Annotated in this window: 15 protein-coding genes; 10 read left to right on the forward strand and 5 right to left on the reverse strand. The window is 39.8% G+C overall.

All coding sequences use genetic code 11. The features are described from left to right. Nucleotides 1-185 precede the first annotated feature (185 nt). From ACM0OP_RS05395 to ACM0OP_RS05415, 5 genes are all read left to right on the forward strand, one after another. Nucleotides 186-2507, forward strand: a complete 2322-nt coding sequence (locus ACM0OP_RS05395) for a TonB-dependent receptor plug domain-containing protein (protein ID WP_414527365.1) — start codon at nucleotides 186-188, stop codon at nucleotides 2505-2507. Between the two features lie 136 nt (nucleotides 2508-2643). Beyond that, a complete protein-coding gene (locus tag ACM0OP_RS05400) occupies nucleotides 2644-3540 on the forward strand; it encodes a hypothetical protein (RefSeq protein ID WP_414527366.1) in 897 nt (298 codons plus the stop codon). Nucleotides 3541-3939: 399 nt separating this feature from the next. Then, a complete protein-coding gene (locus tag ACM0OP_RS05405; RefSeq protein ID WP_414527367.1) occupies nucleotides 3940-4890 on the forward strand; it encodes an ABC transporter ATP-binding protein in 951 nt (316 codons plus the stop codon). A 3-nt stretch (nucleotides 4891-4893) separates the two neighbouring features. Next, nucleotides 4894-5997 (forward strand): PepSY-associated TM helix domain-containing protein, encoded by a 1104-nt coding sequence (locus ACM0OP_RS05410; protein WP_414527368.1) that lies wholly within the window; start codon nucleotides 4894-4896, stop codon nucleotides 5995-5997. Between the two features lie 131 nt (nucleotides 5998-6128). Then, on the forward strand, nucleotides 6129-7949 hold the full coding sequence (locus tag ACM0OP_RS05415; protein ID WP_414527369.1) for an ABC transporter ATP-binding protein: 1821 nt from the start codon (nucleotides 6129-6131) through the stop codon (nucleotides 7947-7949). A 191-nt stretch (nucleotides 7950-8140) separates the two neighbouring features. On the opposite strand, the gene ACM0OP_RS05420 is transcribed toward ACM0OP_RS05415, so the two are convergent. Next, a complete protein-coding gene (locus ACM0OP_RS05420) occupies nucleotides 8141-9337 on the reverse strand; it encodes an anion transporter (RefSeq protein ID WP_414527370.1) in 1197 nt (398 codons plus the stop codon). A 373-nt stretch (nucleotides 9338-9710) separates the two neighbouring features. On the opposite strand from ACM0OP_RS05420, the gene ACM0OP_RS05425 reads away from it, so the two are divergent. Both ACM0OP_RS05425 and ACM0OP_RS05430 read left to right on the forward strand, forming a co-directional pair. Then, nucleotides 9711-10088: a Mo-dependent nitrogenase C-terminal domain-containing protein gene (locus ACM0OP_RS05425; RefSeq protein WP_414527371.1), complete on the forward strand. Its 378-nt coding sequence runs from the start codon at nucleotides 9711-9713 to the stop codon at nucleotides 10086-10088. A gap of 296 nt (nucleotides 10089-10384) precedes the next feature. Then, nucleotides 10385-11176: an ice-binding family protein gene (locus ACM0OP_RS05430; protein ID WP_414527372.1), complete on the forward strand. Its 792-nt coding sequence runs from the start codon at nucleotides 10385-10387 to the stop codon at nucleotides 11174-11176. Nucleotides 11177-11335: 159 nt separating this feature from the next. On the opposite strand, the gene ACM0OP_RS05435 is transcribed toward ACM0OP_RS05430, so the two are convergent. Then, nucleotides 11336-13297, reverse strand: a complete 1962-nt coding sequence (locus ACM0OP_RS05435; protein ID WP_414527373.1) for a caspase family protein — start codon at nucleotides 13295-13297, stop codon at nucleotides 11336-11338. Nucleotides 13298-13496: 199 nt separating this feature from the next. On the opposite strand from ACM0OP_RS05435, the gene ACM0OP_RS05440 reads away from it, so the two are divergent. Then, complete coding sequence (locus tag ACM0OP_RS05440) at nucleotides 13497-13997, forward strand: hypothetical protein (protein ID WP_414527374.1); 501 nt, start codon at nucleotides 13497-13499, stop codon at nucleotides 13995-13997. Between the two features lie 146 nt (nucleotides 13998-14143). Then, nucleotides 14144-14317 (forward strand): 50S ribosomal protein L32, encoded by a 174-nt coding sequence (rpmF, locus tag ACM0OP_RS05445; protein WP_414527375.1) that lies wholly within the window; start codon nucleotides 14144-14146, stop codon nucleotides 14315-14317. 213 nt (nucleotides 14318-14530) lie between these two features. On the opposite strand, the gene ACM0OP_RS05450 is transcribed toward rpmF, so the two are convergent. Continuing rightward, complete coding sequence (locus ACM0OP_RS05450; RefSeq protein WP_414527376.1) at nucleotides 14531-15913, reverse strand: aldehyde dehydrogenase; 1383 nt, start codon at nucleotides 15911-15913, stop codon at nucleotides 14531-14533. A 75-nt stretch (nucleotides 15914-15988) separates the two neighbouring features. Then, on the reverse strand, nucleotides 15989-17104 hold the full coding sequence (locus tag ACM0OP_RS05455) for an ATP-binding response regulator (protein ID WP_414527377.1): 1116 nt from the start codon (nucleotides 17102-17104) through the stop codon (nucleotides 15989-15991). 191 nt (nucleotides 17105-17295) lie between these two features. Between ACM0OP_RS05455 and ACM0OP_RS05460 the strand changes: the two genes are divergently transcribed. Next, nucleotides 17296-18021 (forward strand): hypothetical protein, encoded by a 726-nt coding sequence (locus ACM0OP_RS05460; protein WP_414527378.1) that lies wholly within the window; start codon nucleotides 17296-17298, stop codon nucleotides 18019-18021. A 188-nt stretch (nucleotides 18022-18209) separates the two neighbouring features. Here ACM0OP_RS05460 and ACM0OP_RS05465 read toward each other — a convergent pair whose 3' ends face one another. Further along, nucleotides 18210-18584 (reverse strand): type II toxin-antitoxin system VapC family toxin, encoded by a 375-nt coding sequence (locus ACM0OP_RS05465; RefSeq protein ID WP_414527379.1) that lies wholly within the window; start codon nucleotides 18582-18584, stop codon nucleotides 18210-18212. Between the last annotated feature and the right edge of the window lie 132 nt (nucleotides 18585-18716).

Genomic DNA, 18716 nt, shown 5'->3' on the forward strand with positions numbered 1-18716 from the left:
TCCTATCTAATTGCAACTAACTAGGACTTTAATACTAGTAATATTGAGAAAATATATTAATTTTCTCTGACATTCTCGTACAAAAAAGGACAAGCGCCAACTTGTCCCGAATTAAATTAATCTCATCTTTGAGTATGCCAAGTAATCTTATTTTCTTCAACAGTATATTGTTGACAGGTCTTTTCGTGTCAAGTGCAGCTGCAACAACAGCACAAAAATCTGAAAGTGAAATCCCTCGCATCAGCGAAATAGAACTACCTCAAACTCAGGCTGAGTTGTTGACTCAAGACACACCAAGCCTGACAACAGAGGACGAAAGAGAAACTGATATTCAACTAGATGTAGTAACTAGTCCACTGGTGAATTTTATTGAAGAACGGCAAAATTCACCCACAGGGGTAATTATTATTGACCAGCGAGAAATACAAAGGTTTAATCATCGCACAATAGGCGAAGTTCTCCGCCGTCAACCTGGTGTAGTGTTGGGCGGACCACCAGGAGAAGATAAAGATGTGCAGCTTTTAGGTTTACCCAAAGAATACACACAAGTTTTAATTAACGGTCAGCGTTTCCCCGATGGAGGTGAAAATCGGGAGTTAAAAGTAGACCGGATTCCTGTCAGTTTAGTAGAACGCATCGAAATTATTAGTAATCCTACCGCCACTATCGATTCTCAAGGTGTGGCCGGGACTGTGAATATTATTCTCAAAAAAGCACCTGATCAACGAATTTCTGACCTCACCATTACCGGGACAACCTTAGAAAGTGCTGGACCATTTGGTGGTGTTAGTGTGCTTTATGGTGATAAACAAGGTGATTTTAGTTACTTAATTAGTGGGGGGATTCAACGCCGGGATTCACCGAAAGAGAAATTCAAGCAAACTTTAGATCGGCAAAATCGTCCCACGGAAGATGAAACAGAAAGTGAAGGTAAACGTCTTCTCGATATTAGTTTAGTCCCCAACTTGGTTTGGCGGGTGTCTCCCAGAGATACACTCAGCTTTGAACCCTTATTTTTGCGAACCTTGGAGGAAAAAGATGCAACTCGTAACCTCACGAGACAGAGATTTTTTCCCAGTGGAAGACTCCAAGAACAGCAACAAGAAACAGTCAAGAAAGATGAAGATAAGACAGTTACAGGTTGGCGTTTAGGTGGTCATTGGGAACGGGAATTAAGTGCTACTGCTGATATGAAGTTGGGGTTATTCTTTCAACGGACAGATGAGAGAAAAGATAAAGTAGAAGTCAAAGACAATATTATTACCACTTTTTTGAATGTCGATGGTAGCCCTTTAGACCCCGCAAGACCTGTGAGAAATCCAGGTGATATTAAACGGGAAGAGGAAACAAAATTTGAGCAGGGTTTATTAGGAACTTTAGTCTTTAATCTTCGCCCTTGGGAAAACCACAGTTTGACGTTAGGTGTGGAAGGAAATTTGCGCGATCGCGAAAAAAAGAAAATCACTACAGAACAGCCAACAGCACCCCAACTCAGGGAACCTGTAGAGAAAATTGGCCCCAAAGATATTTACAACATCACAGAAAATCAACTAAATCTGTATGTTCAAGACGAAATTCGCTTAGGTGATTTACATACCCTGACAGCCGGATTGCGGATGGAAGCCGTAAATAACACAGCTAGCGCCCTAGATAATACCAGCATTGGGCAATCAGGGACAATATTTAACCCCTCCCTACACTACAAATACCAAGTTTTACCAACCACCGTTTTCCGATTGAGTGCAGCGCGGACAATTCGCCGTCCCAAATTTGATGATCTCATCCCCTTTATTGATAGTAAAAATGGGACTTTACTGCAACCCGACAACATAGGAAATCCCGAATTAAAACCAGAAACTTCTCTGGGTGTAGAAGCAGGAATTGAACAATCTTGGGGAAACAACACCGGGGCATTTGGGATTAATGCTTTCTATCGTTGGGTAGATGACAAAATTGAAAATAGTATATCTCTAAATTCAGAAAATAATCGTTTTCAACAATCACCCAGAAATGCGGGAAATGGCAAAATTTACGGCGTGCGAATGGACTTACAAACACGGACACCTTTTATTGGTTTACCAAACTTGACTTTATTTGGTAATCTTTCTTTTCTCGGTTCAGAATTAGAAGACGCAACCAATGGGGAAATTCGTCGCTTTCAAAATCAACCAAGTTACGTTGCTAATTTGGGCTTTGACTACACCATTCCCTCATGGGGAATGAACTTTGGTTTAAACTACAATATCCTCCCCGGTTTTACCAATCGTGAACTCAAAGATGGGCGAATTGAAGTCACAGAAGAAAGCACAGAAAACGGTTTAGATGCTTACCTGGGTTTCCGGTTAGCTGAGAATCTGCAAATGAATTTGTTTGGAAAAAACTTACTAGCATCTGAAAAAAGGAAATCTCGTGATATTTTCAATAGTTTAGGTGAGTTTCAAAATGCGCGAATTGAGAGGGAAACAGCAGAGAAACTTTATGGTATTAGTTTCTCATGGCAATTTTAGGTTGATGACCTAATCAGCTTGTAGGATTGGTAAAATGAGATAATCTCAGCTTGCCAACCTGCTGTTTTTTGGATGAAGTAGAATGGTTTGGCGTGATTTTGCGGAAATTATCAATTACTAATTCCCAAGTGACATTATGGATAACCAAGAAAATCGCTTACATCGAGAACTAGCACCAGAAGTTTTTCAACTAGCGGCTGAATTATACTCTCAAAAACAGCAAGAATATTCTCTGCAAGAACTCATATTAATTGGCGAAGAAGCCAAAATACCTGCTGAGTTTATTCAGCAAGCAGTAGATTTAGTTCAAGCTAAAAATAAAAGTCGCAAAATTCAATTTCCCAAGAAATTCAAAAACCTAAAGTTAGTATTGTTAGGAGTAGCTGCTGTTACGGCTACTTTAGTCGTCGGTGGATGGGGATATAACCAAATATCCAATAGTAAAAATAGTTCGGAGTCTCCTGTGAACATATTACCAGTCAAAAGTGATAAAGAACAAACCCATACGGGGAATGTTGAGCGGTACTTATTAAATAAAGAAGGTTTAGTTGAGGGAGTTTTGTTGAATAATGGCAAACAAATTAAGTTTGCAGCACATAATGGTAAACAGTTAGAAGATGCGATTAAACCAGGGGATACTGTAGAAGCTGTTGGTAAATCAGGTACTTCTAGTTCTTATGGACAAGAAATAGATGCACGCGTAATTACGAATACTAAAACTAACAAAGTTGTGGCGAAACAACCGAAGCCTAAAGGTGAGAAAAAATCTGAATCTAGTAATTTAACTACTTTAAAAATTGATGACACTGTGCAGCATTGGCTAGTTGACGATAAAGGAGAAATTAAAGGCGCTATTTTAACATCTGGAACTCAAGTTCACCTATCTAAACCCATCAGAGAAAATCTGAAGAAATTAGCTAAATCTGGTAGTGAAATTAAAGCTGATGGAGTAGGGAAAGAAACGCCTCATGGCTATGTTGTGGAAGTCATCTCTTTAAAAATTAATGGTGAGTTATTACCAAATGCTAATTAAACAGGGCTTACGCAAAATTATGAAAAACGTATAGCCTTCTCTTCGAGAGGCTTCGCCAACGGCATAGCTTCCGCTTAAAGCGTAGCGTGCGCGTAGCGCATACCGCAAAGGACACAAAGAACACAAAGGAAAGAAGGTTTCACCAGAGTTATTAGCAAATGCTAATTAAAGAGCAAACCTCACCCCAACCCTCTCCTTGCTAAGGAGAGGGAGCCAATCTGAAAATGATACAAAAAATTGTAGGTTGGGTTGAAGTAAAGAAACCCAACATCATTGACAGCAGCGTTGGGTTGCACTACACGACAACATACCCTACAAATTAATACTTAAAAATAATTTCTCAGGGAGTCAACGCTTCATGTTATTTTTCTGTTATTTTTATCTGCAAAACTATATAGTATGAAAAAATTATCAATAAATAACCCAGTTCCACCTTTGTTACTGGATATGGCGCGGGTGTTACTGACTTATCCTCAATGGTTAGCAGCTGCAATTATTTCTACTGTCGTGGTTGCAGCTTTAGAACCCAGTTTGGCATGGATGGGTAAAAAAGTGGTAGATGATCTCAAAGAAGGTAGTACTGATTTAAGTTCAACATTACCCAATTATGTTTTAGTCTTTGGCGGTTTATTGTTTGGATTGGGTTTAATTAAGTTCGGTGACAAGCTAATAGATAAAATTTATGAAACTCGGTTGATTATTTGTTTGCAAAGAACTTATTTACAAAGACGGGGAAAAGACAGAGGTGCAGAAGATATTTCTCGGATTCTTTACCACTGTAACCGTGCTAAACCTGGGCTAGATATTATCCATAAAGATGCGGGAAAAATTATTGCTCAAAGTGTTTCAGTCATTGTTTGGCAAGTAACTTTAGCACCAGCATGGCTACCTGCTTTACTTTTAGCAGTGATTCCGCCGATTTTGATTGGCTTTATTTTTGGCAAGTTTATTCAAGTAGCTAGTTTGAAAATGCTCACTGCTCAAGAAAATATTGCTGCTTCCACTACAGATGCTAAAAAACTAGAGTTAATTGAGCATCAAGAGTCATTTTATCGCCACACTATCAGACTGGAGGTGTTTAAATCAGGGACGGAAATTTTGATGGATTTACTCACTTGGTTTGGGCTTTTGGTACTGGTTTTGCTGTCTGTAGTTTTTAATGTAGGAGTAGTTCCTCAAGATATTCAAGCTGGTGATTTGGTGCTGTTTTGGGGAAATTTAAATCTACTTTCTAAGCCTTTGGGAAGTATTGTTAAAGTTTACAACAAGGGGAGAGAAGCTTATCCTGCTTTGGTGCAGGTATTAAATCCCACTTTTTCAAGTGATATTTCCATAGAACAAGAGGTATAAAAAATGAGAAAAACTACTGTAGCTGCTCATCGGATTCTGGGGATAATTGTCGGGGTTTTTATCATCATTATTGGCTTAACAGGTAGTATTTTAGTTTTTGATAAAGAAGTTAACCCGATTCTGCACCTGCATACACATCAAGTTGTACCCCAAGGTGAGCAGATTTCTCTCCAGCAGGTAACATCGATAATTCAGGAAAAATATCCAGAAGCACAGTTAGATTGGGTGACGGTTCCGACACAAGTTAATGAACCTTACCATGTATTAATTAAATCTTTAGATAAATCAAAGACGGATATTTATTTAAATCCTTACGGTGGTGAGGTGTTGGGAATTTACTTGCGCGATCGCCCTTGGATGAAAATTGTCAATCAGTTACACATTCATCTATTAGCCGGGAAATTTGGGGGTTTTGTCGTCGGGTTGTGTGGTGTAATGCTACTGATATTAAGTATTACCGGCTTAATTTTATGGAATGGCTGGAAAAAATTATCAGTTGGTTTTAAAGTCCGTTGGCAAGCTAAACAGCACATTGTGAATTATGATTTACATAAGGTAGGGGGAGTATTAACCGCAGTATTTTTGGTATTGATTGCAACTAGCGGCAGTATGATGGTGTTTGATAAACCGATAAAAAATTTCGGGTATTGGATAACTCATCAAGAACATATAGAAAAACCTGTTTCTAGTTTTGCAATTAATAAACAGTCTTTAACGCTAGATGATTTTCTGGAAACAGCTACAAATGCTTTTCCTCAAGGAAAACCAACTGTTATCTACACTCCCAAAGATGAAAAGTCAGTGGTGCGAGTTCGGTTTAAATTACCTCATGAAATTAGCCCAGAAGGTAAAAGTTTTGTTTTTCTTGATCAATATAATGGTGATGTTTTAAGGGTAGAAAACTTTTTCCAAACTTCAGCTATGGAACAGGTTAAGGCTTGGGCTGATGCTTTACATACGGGAAGTTATGGCGGGTTAGGAATGATGGGAATTTATATCGTTGTGGGTGTTGTTTCTTCTGGTTTGTCTGTGACGGGTTTTGTGATTTGGTTTAAACGCAAAGGTACGCAGAAGTCAACGCAAAGGGGCGCAAAGGTTGTTATTTAAAGAAACGCCTTGGACACAAAGAAATGGTATTATCATTTCTCTGCGTCCTCTGCGCCTCTGCGGTATGGCTAACGCCACGCTCCGCGAACGTTTAAATTAAAAAAAATTATTTCTTAGGAGTATAACCAACTGTGCAGGCTAATTTTATTCGTCAGATAGCCCAAAAAAATCCATCAGAATTTAAAATTAAAGTTTCAGATTTTACTCTCTACAAGCGGTTTTTTAGATATATATGGCAATATAAGTTACAACTTTTATTAGGTTCTAGTACCATATTTTTTCTGTCATTTTTACAAGTTATTATTCCCCAAATTACTCGTTATGTCATAGATGTAATTATCCCAAATAAAAGGTTTGATTTAATTCCTTGGCTGGGTTTGAGTATTGCTAGTATTTCTCTGCTGATGGGTGGGTTGAATTTTGCTCGTAGTTATATGATGTCTTTGGTGGGACAAAAAACCATCTACGATATTAGAAATGACCTTTATCAACATTTACAGCATCTCTCTTTGAGTTTTTTTGAAAATCAGCGCACAGGCACATTAATGGCGCGGGTAATGCGGGATGTGGACTCTTTAGAAAAGCTGGTAACTACTGATGTTGCTGAAATTGTTGCTGAGATATTTACTTTTGTGGTGATTGTCACTTATCTAATTTATGCTGATTGGCAATTGACTCTATTGATTTTAGTCACGTTACCTTTGATGATTTACCTGACGCAATATTTTGGTAAACGGATGCGGGGTGCTTATCAAGAGGTGCAGTTGCAAGGTGCAGAGATGAATAATCATCTCCAGGAAAGTTTATCTAATATTAAATTAATCAAGTCATGCGCGAATGAGAAATATGAAATAGACCGTTTTTCTGATCGCAATCTTCAAAATATGCAGGCAAATTTGGCGGCTGTGCAACTTTCTTCTGGGTTTGCGCCTGTGATTGATTTTATGAATAATTTAGGAAATATTACAGTTCTGGCTTATGGTTCTTGGGAGGTGATGAAGGGGCGGATGACTGTAGGTGATTTAACGGCTTTTTTGGCATATTTAAATCAGATTAATCAGCCTACAAAACGTTTTAGTAAGGTGATGCACGTCATCCAAAAGGGTGCAACGGCTTTAGAGCGGGTGTTTGAAACTCTGGATACTCAGCCGGAAGTGCAGGAAAAACCTGATGCGATCGCACTTCCTGAAATGCAAGGTCATATTCAGTGGGAAGCAGTGGAATTTGGTTATGCTTCTAGTCAACCGGTGATTCACAACTTCACCTTAGATATGCAACCCGGAATGACTGTGGCGCTGGTGGGTGCTTCGGGAGCCGGAAAAACAACTTTAGCGAATTTAGCCGCACGTTTTTATGATCCCCAACAAGGGCGAATTTTAATTGATGGTTATGATATTCGTGATGTCAGTCTCAATTCACTGCGGAGTCAAATGGGGATTGTTTCCCAAGAAACGCTGTTGCTACATGGAACTGTACGGGAAAATATTGCTTATGGTAAGCCTGGTGTAGATGTTGAGGAAATTATATCAGCTGCTAAAATTGCCCACGCCGATGAATTTATCATCGAGCTTCCCCAAGGTTATGATACGGTAATTGGTGAACGTGGTGTGAAGCTATCGGGGGGACAAAGACAAAGAATTGCGATCGCCAGAGCTTTAATTAAAAATCCCCAATTCTTAATACTCGATGAAGCAACATCAGCACTAGATACAGAATCAGAATACCTAATCAAAGAAGCACTGCAAGAACTCCTAAAAAATCGCACTTGTTTAGTAATTGCTCATCGCCTTTCAACTATTCAAAATGCTGATTTAATTGTGGTTTTAGAAAAAGGCCAAATTATCGAAACTGGAACTCATAACCAATTACTCGCTCATAGTGGAAGATACGCTCATCTACACGCCATGCAATTTCCGCAAAAAAGGGAAGAAACTCAAGGTGTTTTGAGTTAATAATTATGTCACGCATCAGCGAAGCGTTCGCGTAGCGTGCTGTAAGCTCTAGTACGAAGTACGTTAGGCGCAAAGGCATAAAGAAAAGTAAAGATAATTTTTGCATTTCATATTATGATTCAACAACAGCCAACCAATAACTCATAACTCTGTGTTCTCTGCGCCTCTGTGGTTCGTTTTCCCCATCCCCTTCACCCCACCCAGAGATATAATATAGATAGAGTACAAACTGTTAGCGGGACTCCAAATCGGAGATGCTCCCAAAAAGTTAGCCTGTAACCTAACTCAGCAGTTGCTTCTACAACTATGAGATTTGCAACTGCACCAAATAAGGTCAAATTACCCGCTAAAGTGGATGATGCAGCCAGTAACAGCCATAAATGGGTATTATCTCTAGGTATCAGGGGTTCCAGTAAGAGGACAGTGGGAACATTAGAAATCATATTAGACAAAATAGCTGTGATTCCTATTAAACCAGCCGGATTACTGACTACATGAGTAAACGGCTGTAATAAATCCAAGTTCTGAATAACTTTAGTTAAGATAAACAACCCCGAAAACATCAGCAGCAAATTTCCATCTAATTTACTTAAGATGCGTTGTGGTTTCAGCCTCCGAGTGATGAGTAACAAACTGGCAGCTATTAAGGCTGACTCTGCTAATGGTAAACCGACAGCAAAGGCAATCAACAAACCGACAGTCACTACTAAGGTTTTATTAAATAAAGGCCTGAAGATGCGTTCTTTACCTACGGCTAACATTTCACAGGGTTGAGTTGAGCGCACATCTGGATAAAGTAACCACAGTAACGCCACTTGAATGAATAAGCCTGCTATGGCGATTGGTGCTAATGCTTGGGCAAAGTCTAAGTAGGATATGCCGGAAAACGAACCAATGAGAATGTTTTGAGGATTACCGCTTATGGTAGCGACAGAACCTATATTAGTTGCAGCTGCGATCGCCAGTAAATACGGAATGGGATTTAAGCCTAAAGTTTGAGTCAGACTCAAGGTTAAAGGTGTGAAAATCAGTGCTAAAGTGTCATTGAGAAAAAAAGCTGACAAAATCGCACTGCCAAATGTTAAGGCAATTAATAAGCCTAGAGGAGTACGAGTCAGACTTAAGATGATTTCGAGCGATCGCCTAAAAAAACCTGCATAAAATAGGTTGGCGTTTACTACCATCATGCTTAACAGAAACACAATAGTTTTGGCATCAATGGCCAGCCAAGCTTCCTGTAAACTCAACGCCCCCAGCGCAATTAAAAAACTCGAACCAACTAAAGCAATAGTGGCTCGGTTCATCCTTAGCCCAGGAATATAACCTAAAGCCAAACCCAGATAAGTTACCCCTAACACTGCATAAATAGCGAATTGCCGTAAAATCACCTTGTTTTCCCAGTCATCACTAGACCAATCCCATCCTATATTTATATTTGTGAGGTTTATACTGACGCACAATCCCCGCAGATTTTGTTATATTAAATTTTGTAACCATTAACTAGAAACCCGTCCGGTGACAGATGACTTTATTAAAATTTAAGATGTGTTAAGTTATCAATAAGATCCGAGTGATTACACTACCCATACTGCGGGAACTGCGATTTACTTGATGTAGTCATGAGAATAAATGTTGACCTAAGTGGCGATCGCAACACTGATTGTAACTCAGTCAGGAAAGAATATTTCCGGTAAAAGTGATTGCTACATTGTATACATTCATCAGCAAGATGAATACCCTCGTTAATAAAGAGGCTTAATCATGAAGGTATTTGACAATACCACCAAAAGGTTTTTTCTCACAAGCTGGGTATCGATTAACCACACAGACAGTAGCAAACCTGCTGTCACCCAGTTACGCCATTTGGCTCCTCAGTCTCTCGGTGATTTTCTCCAACCCCTGCGGCGGAGGATAGAAAATATTCAAATTAATAATCCCCAAATAGCTCGCCGTTTGTGTCAACTTATTCCGGCTCAATGTCCCTTTGAGCGCGATATTAAATTATTTGGGAAAACTCTGTTTCATATTCCACCCCTGTGTAAACTCAATCCCTTCTTTGAAGAAGTTGTTGGTTTACGCTTCCGAGCGCTGTGCTACCTTGCCGACGAATGTGGTGAAGATGTATCCCAGTACTGCTAGCACTGACTAAAGACGCGATGAATCCTGTCTGTACAAGAGAGTTAGGCAGGCTGTTTCATTTCTTCAAAGGCTTGTAATGTCAAGGGATATTGAAAGAGATCGCTTTCAATATCCTGATCAAAATTTAAATTTTTTTGAATAAGCTTTACTCATTTTGCTCTCTCGGTGTTGTGTTCTACGCATTTACAGTTTATATTTATTTAGAGAGGTATTTTAGACCTCAAAACTTTTGAAACACCCTGCAAGTCGGTAAATATAAGGTAGCTAGCCATTACTCAATCACAGAGAGATTCCAAATGAAGTACAAGTACGTGATTATTTTGGCAATCGGGGCTTTTGCAGGGTTTCAAGCGCAAGCAAAAGCCGCTACTGTTTCTTTGGGAACTGCTAGCGATTTTGCGGTCTTGGGTGGCTCAACGGTGACAAATACAGGTTTTTCCATGATCACGGGAAATTTGGGTGTCAGCCCAGGTTCGGCGGTTACTGGCTTTCCTCCAGGGATCGTGAATCCACCCGGAACAATCAACGCAGGTGATGCGATCGCCTTTCAGGCTCAGGCTGATAACCAATCTGCGTACAATAATCTAGCAGGTTTGGCTTTTACTCAGGACTTAACTGGTCAGGATCTCGGTGGACTGACGCTCACACCTGGAGTTTACTTTTTTTCGTCGTCGGCTCAGTTGACGGGAGATCTCACCCTCGACAACTTAGGTGACCCCAATGCGCACTTCGTTTTCCAGATAGGGAGTACGCTGACGACCGCAAGTAACTCGTCTGTTCTCGTGAGCAATGGCGCTGACTCTCAAAATGTGTTTTTTCAAGTCGGTAGTTCTGCGACTCTTGGTACTGGCACTCAATTCAAGGGAAATATTCTCGCTAACACGAGCATCACTCTGAATACTGGCGCAAATATTCAGTGCGGTAGAGCCTTGGCACAAAATGGTGCAGTGACGCTGGATACCAACAACGTTTCTATAGCCTGCGTGCCGCCAGAAACAGTCCCTGAACCTTTCAGCATTATCGGTACACTGGTTGGCGGTACAGCAGTTTTGCTAACGAGAAAGAAACTCAAAGTAAGCAGCTGTTAACTCTTGCCCATCGGACAATGACTTTATCACACCCTTAAACCCCAAAACCCCCGCAGCCGTTAGTGGCAGGGGGTTTTGTTTTGACGGCAATCTGGTCGGCTAGCTTACTAAAAGTCGAGCTTAAGGGTTAATTAACCCCTAAATTTTTTAATTTGTAATTTAATTTGTAATTTTTCTAGCTTGCCATTTTTGGATAGCTTCTTGAGCATCTTCGTAAACAGCAGTCACCTCTGGGACTAAAGTAGCTGTTTCTATGGCTGCGGCAATATTACCTTCTTCCGCTCTACTTTTAGCCAATTCCAAAATCTTTGCACTCCATTCATTAATGAACTGTTCGGCGACATCAAATCCTGGTTGACCGGGTGGAACCCTTCTAGCCACTTCAATGGCGCGATTATATGTTGATGCTTGGCCGTATCTAATTAAAGATTGAGCCGCTTCCAAAACAGTTTGATTACCCACATATTGTTGAGCTTCTAACTGCCATTGTCTAATTGCTGCTTGGGCTTGGGGATATATAGATTGATTTGGGGAAACTAATTCAGCCGCCGCAATAGCATTAGTATATTGTTTCTCCTGAGCGCGACCCTCGGCTAAATCCAGAATCATGCGACTCCAAATTTGAATATTGTCCTGAGCTTGTTCGTAAAGTGGTTCATCTGGTTGAATTTTAGCAGCAGTGGCGATCGCCTGACTGAGATCACTAGCTTGAGTTTCTCTCAAAGACATTTTCGCTAAATCTAACAGTGCTTGACTCCGCTTTTTAGACTCAGAATTAGCAGCGATTTGGGCGCGAGATTGGTTTTTAGCCTCCAGATTTACTGATGATGTCTCGGAAGTTGAGTCAACATTTGGCACAACACTGGTAACACTGGGTGAAGTCGGTGATGTATCTGGGACTTGTAAAATTTTCGCCTGATTGCGGAGAATAACTATACAAATTAAAGCCGCTACCAACATAGCGCCACCACCCCAAAATAAAAACTGTTTCCACAATGGGGTTTGTACCTTGTAATCAGGTTGTGCCAGAACATAAGGTTGAGGTGCATTGGGAATAAATCTTCCCCCTGTAACTGCTGTATTCACAGGCTGCGGTTGGTGAATATGTTCTGTCTCAGCCGTAGTAGATAATTGTTGTTTTTCCCACTGGACAACCGGTGAGAGCAAATTAGAAACAGGTACTGCTTCCGATTTACCGCCCAGAATAGTTTTCACACCTTGGGCTTCTGTCCACAGACTAGTATTTTGCCTCTGGGAAAAATTGTTGGGCATGATTGGGCGAAGAGAAGACGCTGTACGCGCCACAGCAAAGCTTTCCTCTGGAAAAATCACTGCTTCGCCGCCATTAGTTTCTATAGTATTGGTAACTAGTTCCTGATGATTTTGTACCTCAGATTTCGGTAATATTGCCGCTTGGTGGGGAGGAAAGATAGTGAGAGGATTTTGTATGGGTCGCCAATAGTGTTGACATAATTCTGGGGTAAGAACATTTAAGTAGTTTTCCAGATCCTGTAATGTACTAGCATTGCCAGAACGCAAAGCCTCTAATAATGCAGCAGTGAAAAACCCGTGACCTAGTTCGCTACTTTCATGGGAAAATTGTTCTGATTGACAAGAAAGAACGGTGGGAATTTGTAACTCTTGAGCTAATTCTATGATTTCTCTGCCTACGGCACTATCTGCTTGAGTACCAACAGCACGGTTAATATCCAGTAGTAGCAGCGTATTAATTTCAGCCAGTTGCAGATTTTTCATCAGCGTTCTGACTTCTATACCTGTTTCCTCTGCCAATAGGGGATTTGCTTCCACTGGCATTAAATAATCTTTGCCGTTGTGACTCACCCCATAGCCGCTAAAAAATAACCAGAGATGGTCTTGTGGTTGCCAAAAATTGGCCGTTAACTCCTCCAACCACACAAGCAGATTTTGCTTTGTGGGATAGGTAGATTTATCATCAATGGGTGGAGAAGCATCTGTCATTAATAGACAGCGTTGCTGTAGCAAACCTGCTTCTGTCATCAAGAAATTAGTTAGCACCTCAGCATCTGCCTGAGCGCAACCTAAAGGTTGAAATAATTGATATTGATTAATGCCGATTGCGATCGACCAGTAATTTGCCATCCCGCTCTTTGTAGGTTGTTGTTGTCTTGCCTAAAATTGCGGTTGCCTTTGCTGAAAACACAAAGCTAACCTATGTCTTATAATCTGCGGAGAATATTAGTGATTTACTGACTCCTCAGCAGTTTTTATTACAGTAAACTTAGATAATCATCCTTAGTAAAAATCAAATTACAATTCATCAATCAGGAGTTATCATCTTATGACTAAGAGTATTGCTCATCAAAGATCATTGATCATCCTCTTTCCATTTATTGGCCAAATTGCCAAAAAGATCCGGATCTTTCCGTTAGCGGTTTTACTTTTATCGCCCATTTCTCTGTGGATATTAACAGAAGCCATATCCCCCCAAATGGTTCGTGCTTATACTGCTAGACTTGACCTGCAAATTGAGCGCATGACAGATGAAAGCTATGAAGCCACACTACGTAGGGCAGAAGGAGTAGCTAGAGCAGCAGCTCAACGCAGCTTTGATCAAGATATATTAGCTACAGATGTTTCCGTAGTTATTACCGTAGAAAGTTATGGCGCGATCGCACCGATTTTAGCTTTAGAAGTTAGTCGTCAGCAATGGCGTAGCCGTCCCGATCCTCGACGTTGGGCAACTTACTTTAAAACTACGCGATCGCTCCTCCTATTCGACACACAACCGGCAATTTTCAATGCAGGTCAACCCTCACCGATCATTCCTCCTAATAGGTAACAGGTTGGTGTTCCAAAAGGGAGCAGGGAGCAACTGTAAGACTACTGTGTAGAGCGTTGTTGTAAGCCGTCAACAATCCCCTGCTATAAAATTCGGATTCATGGACTAGAATAGTAAGGTTGTCAAGAATTGCGATATCCGCTACTATGGCTGTTCCTAAGAAGAAAACATCCAAATCCAAACGAGATAAACGTCGAGCTACCTGGAGACATAAAGCTGCTGTTGAAGCTCAAAAAGCCCTTTCTCTAGGTAAATCAATTTTGACTGGACGTTCTACCTTTGTCTATCCCGGCACTGAAGAAGAGGAAGCAGAATCATAGTTTTCTGTTAAGGAAAAGCCACCGTTCAGATTTCTCAATCCTGGATGAAGGCTTTTTCTGGCGTTTGTTGATGAAATTATCAATCAAAGGTAAACGGTACAACCTGATGGGGTTGGAAAATCGGTAATGAGTAATTGGGGAAACCAGTTACCCATTACTCACCAATCATCATCTAAGGATTTTATGGTGTTACCGCAATTAGAGTTTGAGGTTTTAGCCCAGCAGTCGTTTTAAAGCAGATAATTTATTCTTATAGGGCGCATACCGCCAGTCTAAATCCAGCCAAAAGGAATTTTTTAACACACTTTTGTAATGGGAAAAGGTATCAAAACTAGCTTTGCCGTGATAGCTACCTATGCCGCTATCACCTACACCCCCAAATGGTAAAGATGAGATACCAACTTGCATAATTGTGTCGTTGAGACAAACTCCGCCAGAGGAGGTTTGCTGTAAAACTTGTTTTTGCAGGTTCTTGTTTTGAGTAAATAGGTATAAAGCTAAGGGTTTGGGTTGAGAATTAATTAGGGCGATCGCTTCTGTGATCTCTGTGTATTCTAGAATAGGTAAAATCGGACCAAATATTTCCTCCTGCATGACGGGATCTGTTAAGGAAACATGATCAAGTAAGGTAGGCGCAATATAACGTTCTTCAGCGTTGGTTTCTCCACCAACAATAATTTCGCCATCCTTGATTAAATTAGCCAATCTCTCAAATTGTTTTTGGTTAATAATCCTCGCATAATCGGGACTAGTTGCCGGATTATCTCCATAAAATTCTGTGAGGCATTTTTTAATCCCATCCAGCAAATCTGGTTTAATTTTTTGATTAACTAAAAGATAATCAGGAGCAATACAAGTTTGTCCAGCATTGAGAAATTTTCCCCAAACAATCCGTTTAACGGTATGTTCTAAATTAATTTCACTATCAATAATACAAGGACTTTTACCGCCTAATTCTAAAGTTACTGGTGTAAGATGTTTAGCAGCTGCTGCCATGATAATTTTGCCAATAGCTGTACCACCAGTAAAAAATATATGGTCAAATTTTTCTGCTAAAAGTTTTTGACTGGTTTCCACACCTCCTTCTAGTACAGCAATATATTCTGGTGGAAAATATTTGCCAATGATTTCAGAGACTAAACTGGAAGTATGGGGGGCGATTTCTGAAGGTTTGACAATTGTACAATTTCCTGCGGCGATCGCACCAACTAAGGGTGAAATAATTAGCTGGAAGGGATAATTCCACGGTCCGATAATTAACACCACTCCTAGCGGTTCGGGATAAATTTTGGCGGAGTACGAAAAAAATTTCCAGGGAACTACTGCTTTTTGCGGCTGACTCCACTTTTTCAGGTGTTTGATAGCATAATCAATTTCACCGACTACACCAATTTCTGTAGCATAAGCTTCAAATCCTGGTTTATGTAAATCTGCTTTCAGTGCTTCAAGGATTGGTTGTTCATGATCAATAATTGCTTGTTTGAGAATTTTCAGTTGTTCTAGGCGAAAACTAACGTCTTTTGTTCTACCATTTTGAAAAAAAACACGTTGCTTACTGATAATTTCAGAAACTTCTGATACTTCATTAGTAATCATATATTGGATATTAAATTCTGATAAATGCTAGTTTACCACTTCAGTAATTTGTCTTGAAAAAATGATGATATTTGGTTATATCTTTCTGGGTAAACTAACTATGAAAACACTACCTTTACCTACTTCAGAATTTACTCCAATATTACCGTGATGTGCTTCAACAATCCGGCGAGAAAGGTACAATCCTAAGCCACTACCAGAAGTTTTATGACTTCCTGGGCGAAATCTTTCAAATAAACTGGCTTGTTCTTCAGGTGGAATCCCCATCCCTGTATCTGCCACTTCTATATTTACATATTTATTGTTATTTATATTACTGTTGGATTCAGTGTTAAGTCTGATATCTACTGAGCCAGATTCAGTAAATTTTATGGCATTACCAACTAAATTTGTGAATAAACGATGTAGTTCTAGGCGATCGCCCATAATTATTACTTTGATTGCATCTCCAGAGATATCTAAATTAATAGACAATGCTTTCTCTTCTGCTAAAGGTTTGAGTTCCCCCACCACTTCTGCTAACAACTGAATTACATCGACTTCTTGAAATAACAGAGTTTTCCGATCGGCTTCAAAGCGGTAAACTTCTAATAAAGTATTCACCATAGATAGCAGGTTCAGATTGCTACGAGCCATGATGGTGATCACTTCTTCCATTTGCGGCGATAAGGTTCCCAACGCACCCTGTTGAAATAGCATCAACATTCGATCAGCTGCTACTAAAGGTGTGCGTAAATCGTGTGTGAGGCGAGAAACAAAATCTTGGCGCTGGCGGGAAATTTCATCACGTTCATCTATACTGCGCTTCAACCGCAAGAGCGATCGCACCCTTGCCAATAATTCATCGACTGTTACAGGTTTGCGGATAAAATCATCAGCACCCAAATCTAGCCCTTTAGCGACATTGGGTGTATCGTGGGCTGTAATTAACAGGATGGGGATATATGGCTGAAACTTCGTATCTCCTCGAATCCGTTTAGTGACTTCGTAGCCATCCATTCCTGGCATCATCAAATCCAATAATACCAAGTCACAAGGTGATTTTTCCAGTTCTGCCAAGGCGTTGACCCCATTTTCTGCGGTGCTAATAATGTAGCCTTCTCCCTCCAAAATCGTTTTTATCAAAAACACATTATCAGGAGAGTCATCGACAACCAAAATTTTGTCAAAGCGAGAAGATGGGGAAGTCATGGGGTACTGAGGTTTAGGAAAGTCAGTGATCTTGTGGCAATCATATTATGCTTATGTATAACTTGTATCGTCAATACTTTGGCGATAAGTCAGCGCTGGCGCGATCGCGGAGCGTCTCGTAGAGAAGTGCTACTGCAAAGCAAATCGCCCCACAGTTACCAGATAATAGTTAGGTTGCTTGAATTTTAGCTATGAAGCCACTACATTATTTAATATTCCATCCTGACTACGCAAGGAAAAAAACAGAAGTCCAAGGTAAAGCTTTGATTAAGAACCAACTCACAGATTGGCAGGGTTCTGTTTGGGTGGATAAACCAGAAGGAAATGAAGATCCATTTGTATTTTCAAAAATGTGGCTCTATTCATACTGTCATGCCACTGAATTACGAAGAAAACCCTCGTCAACACAAGATTATATTACAGAAGGATCATATCTGTTCTTCTGTAGTGGAGATGCTGCGAATAAAAGAATTATTCAGATCGATACAGTTTTTGTTGTAGATCATACTGCTGAGTGGCCGGATAACCAACAAGTAATACCCGAAGAGTTTCAAAAGGATTACGAAAATAATAAATCTGACCTATGGGAGAGACATTTCAAGTACCCTTTTCTTGGCGAACATACGGGAAAATACACTTATGTAAGCAGGCAATGGTTCGATAGAAAAGATGAGTATTCTTTTTTGCCAATTTCTCAGAACAGCGATAGAGTAGCATTTGATTTAGGGTTACTTACACCTGACCTTAAATCGAAGATAAAAAACAAGATATATGGAAAACGTCCAGTAATATTAAGCGAGGAAGAAAAAACAGAAATACTAAATAAAATATTATCTTTAACCAGTATTCAAGTAATTGGCAATCTAACTAAACTGGACAACATCAGCATAATAGGTTCTTGCAGCACAGGCTGTTGAGTAAAGTTGGTAAGGATTGCAAAGTGTTAGGTGTAACTTTGCTAAACTCAATCGTAATTTCTGGTAGCAGTGAAATTTTTTAACTATGTTTAGTTCAAACAAACGTATATCTACACTCATTCGCTAGTAGATAAATCATCTAAAAATTGCTGAAATTCTGCTGTAGAAGGAATGGCGATCGCTTTCAATTACACAAATTGGACTGATTCTGTATTAATTATTGTTAACTTCCTCAGCTTGACATCATTCGTCAGCAATGTTGCATTTAAAGATTTTGCAGTTGCCAAAATTATTGCATCAGGAAGCTTTAGCTTGTATTTTTTGCGAAATGTAATTGCTAATTCTTTGATATTACTCTCAATACTTATCACAGTAATTTTCTCAATCAAATCACGAATCTGTATTTCCTCTTTGAAATTGAGATTTGGATAAGATAGCAATTCCATTTCAGTAATTACAGAAATAACATATTTTCCTGATGGTAATGGTTTTGCTAAACGTCCAACCAATAGATATGAAACCACATTTGTATCTATCAAAAATATAGCTGGTGTCAATGCCACTCATCCCTGATTTGCTGCTGATACTCTGACGGGTCTTGATTCAGTTTAATGACACCAGTATATTGGTTTAAATTAAAATCTAGGACTTACGCATTGACAAAAGACATCACCTATACACTCTAGTTCATGCGA

This window comes from Nodularia chucula CCY0103, from assembly GCF_963923915.1.
GTDB lineage: Bacteria > Cyanobacteriota > Cyanobacteriia > Cyanobacteriales > Nostocaceae > Nodularia > Nodularia chucula.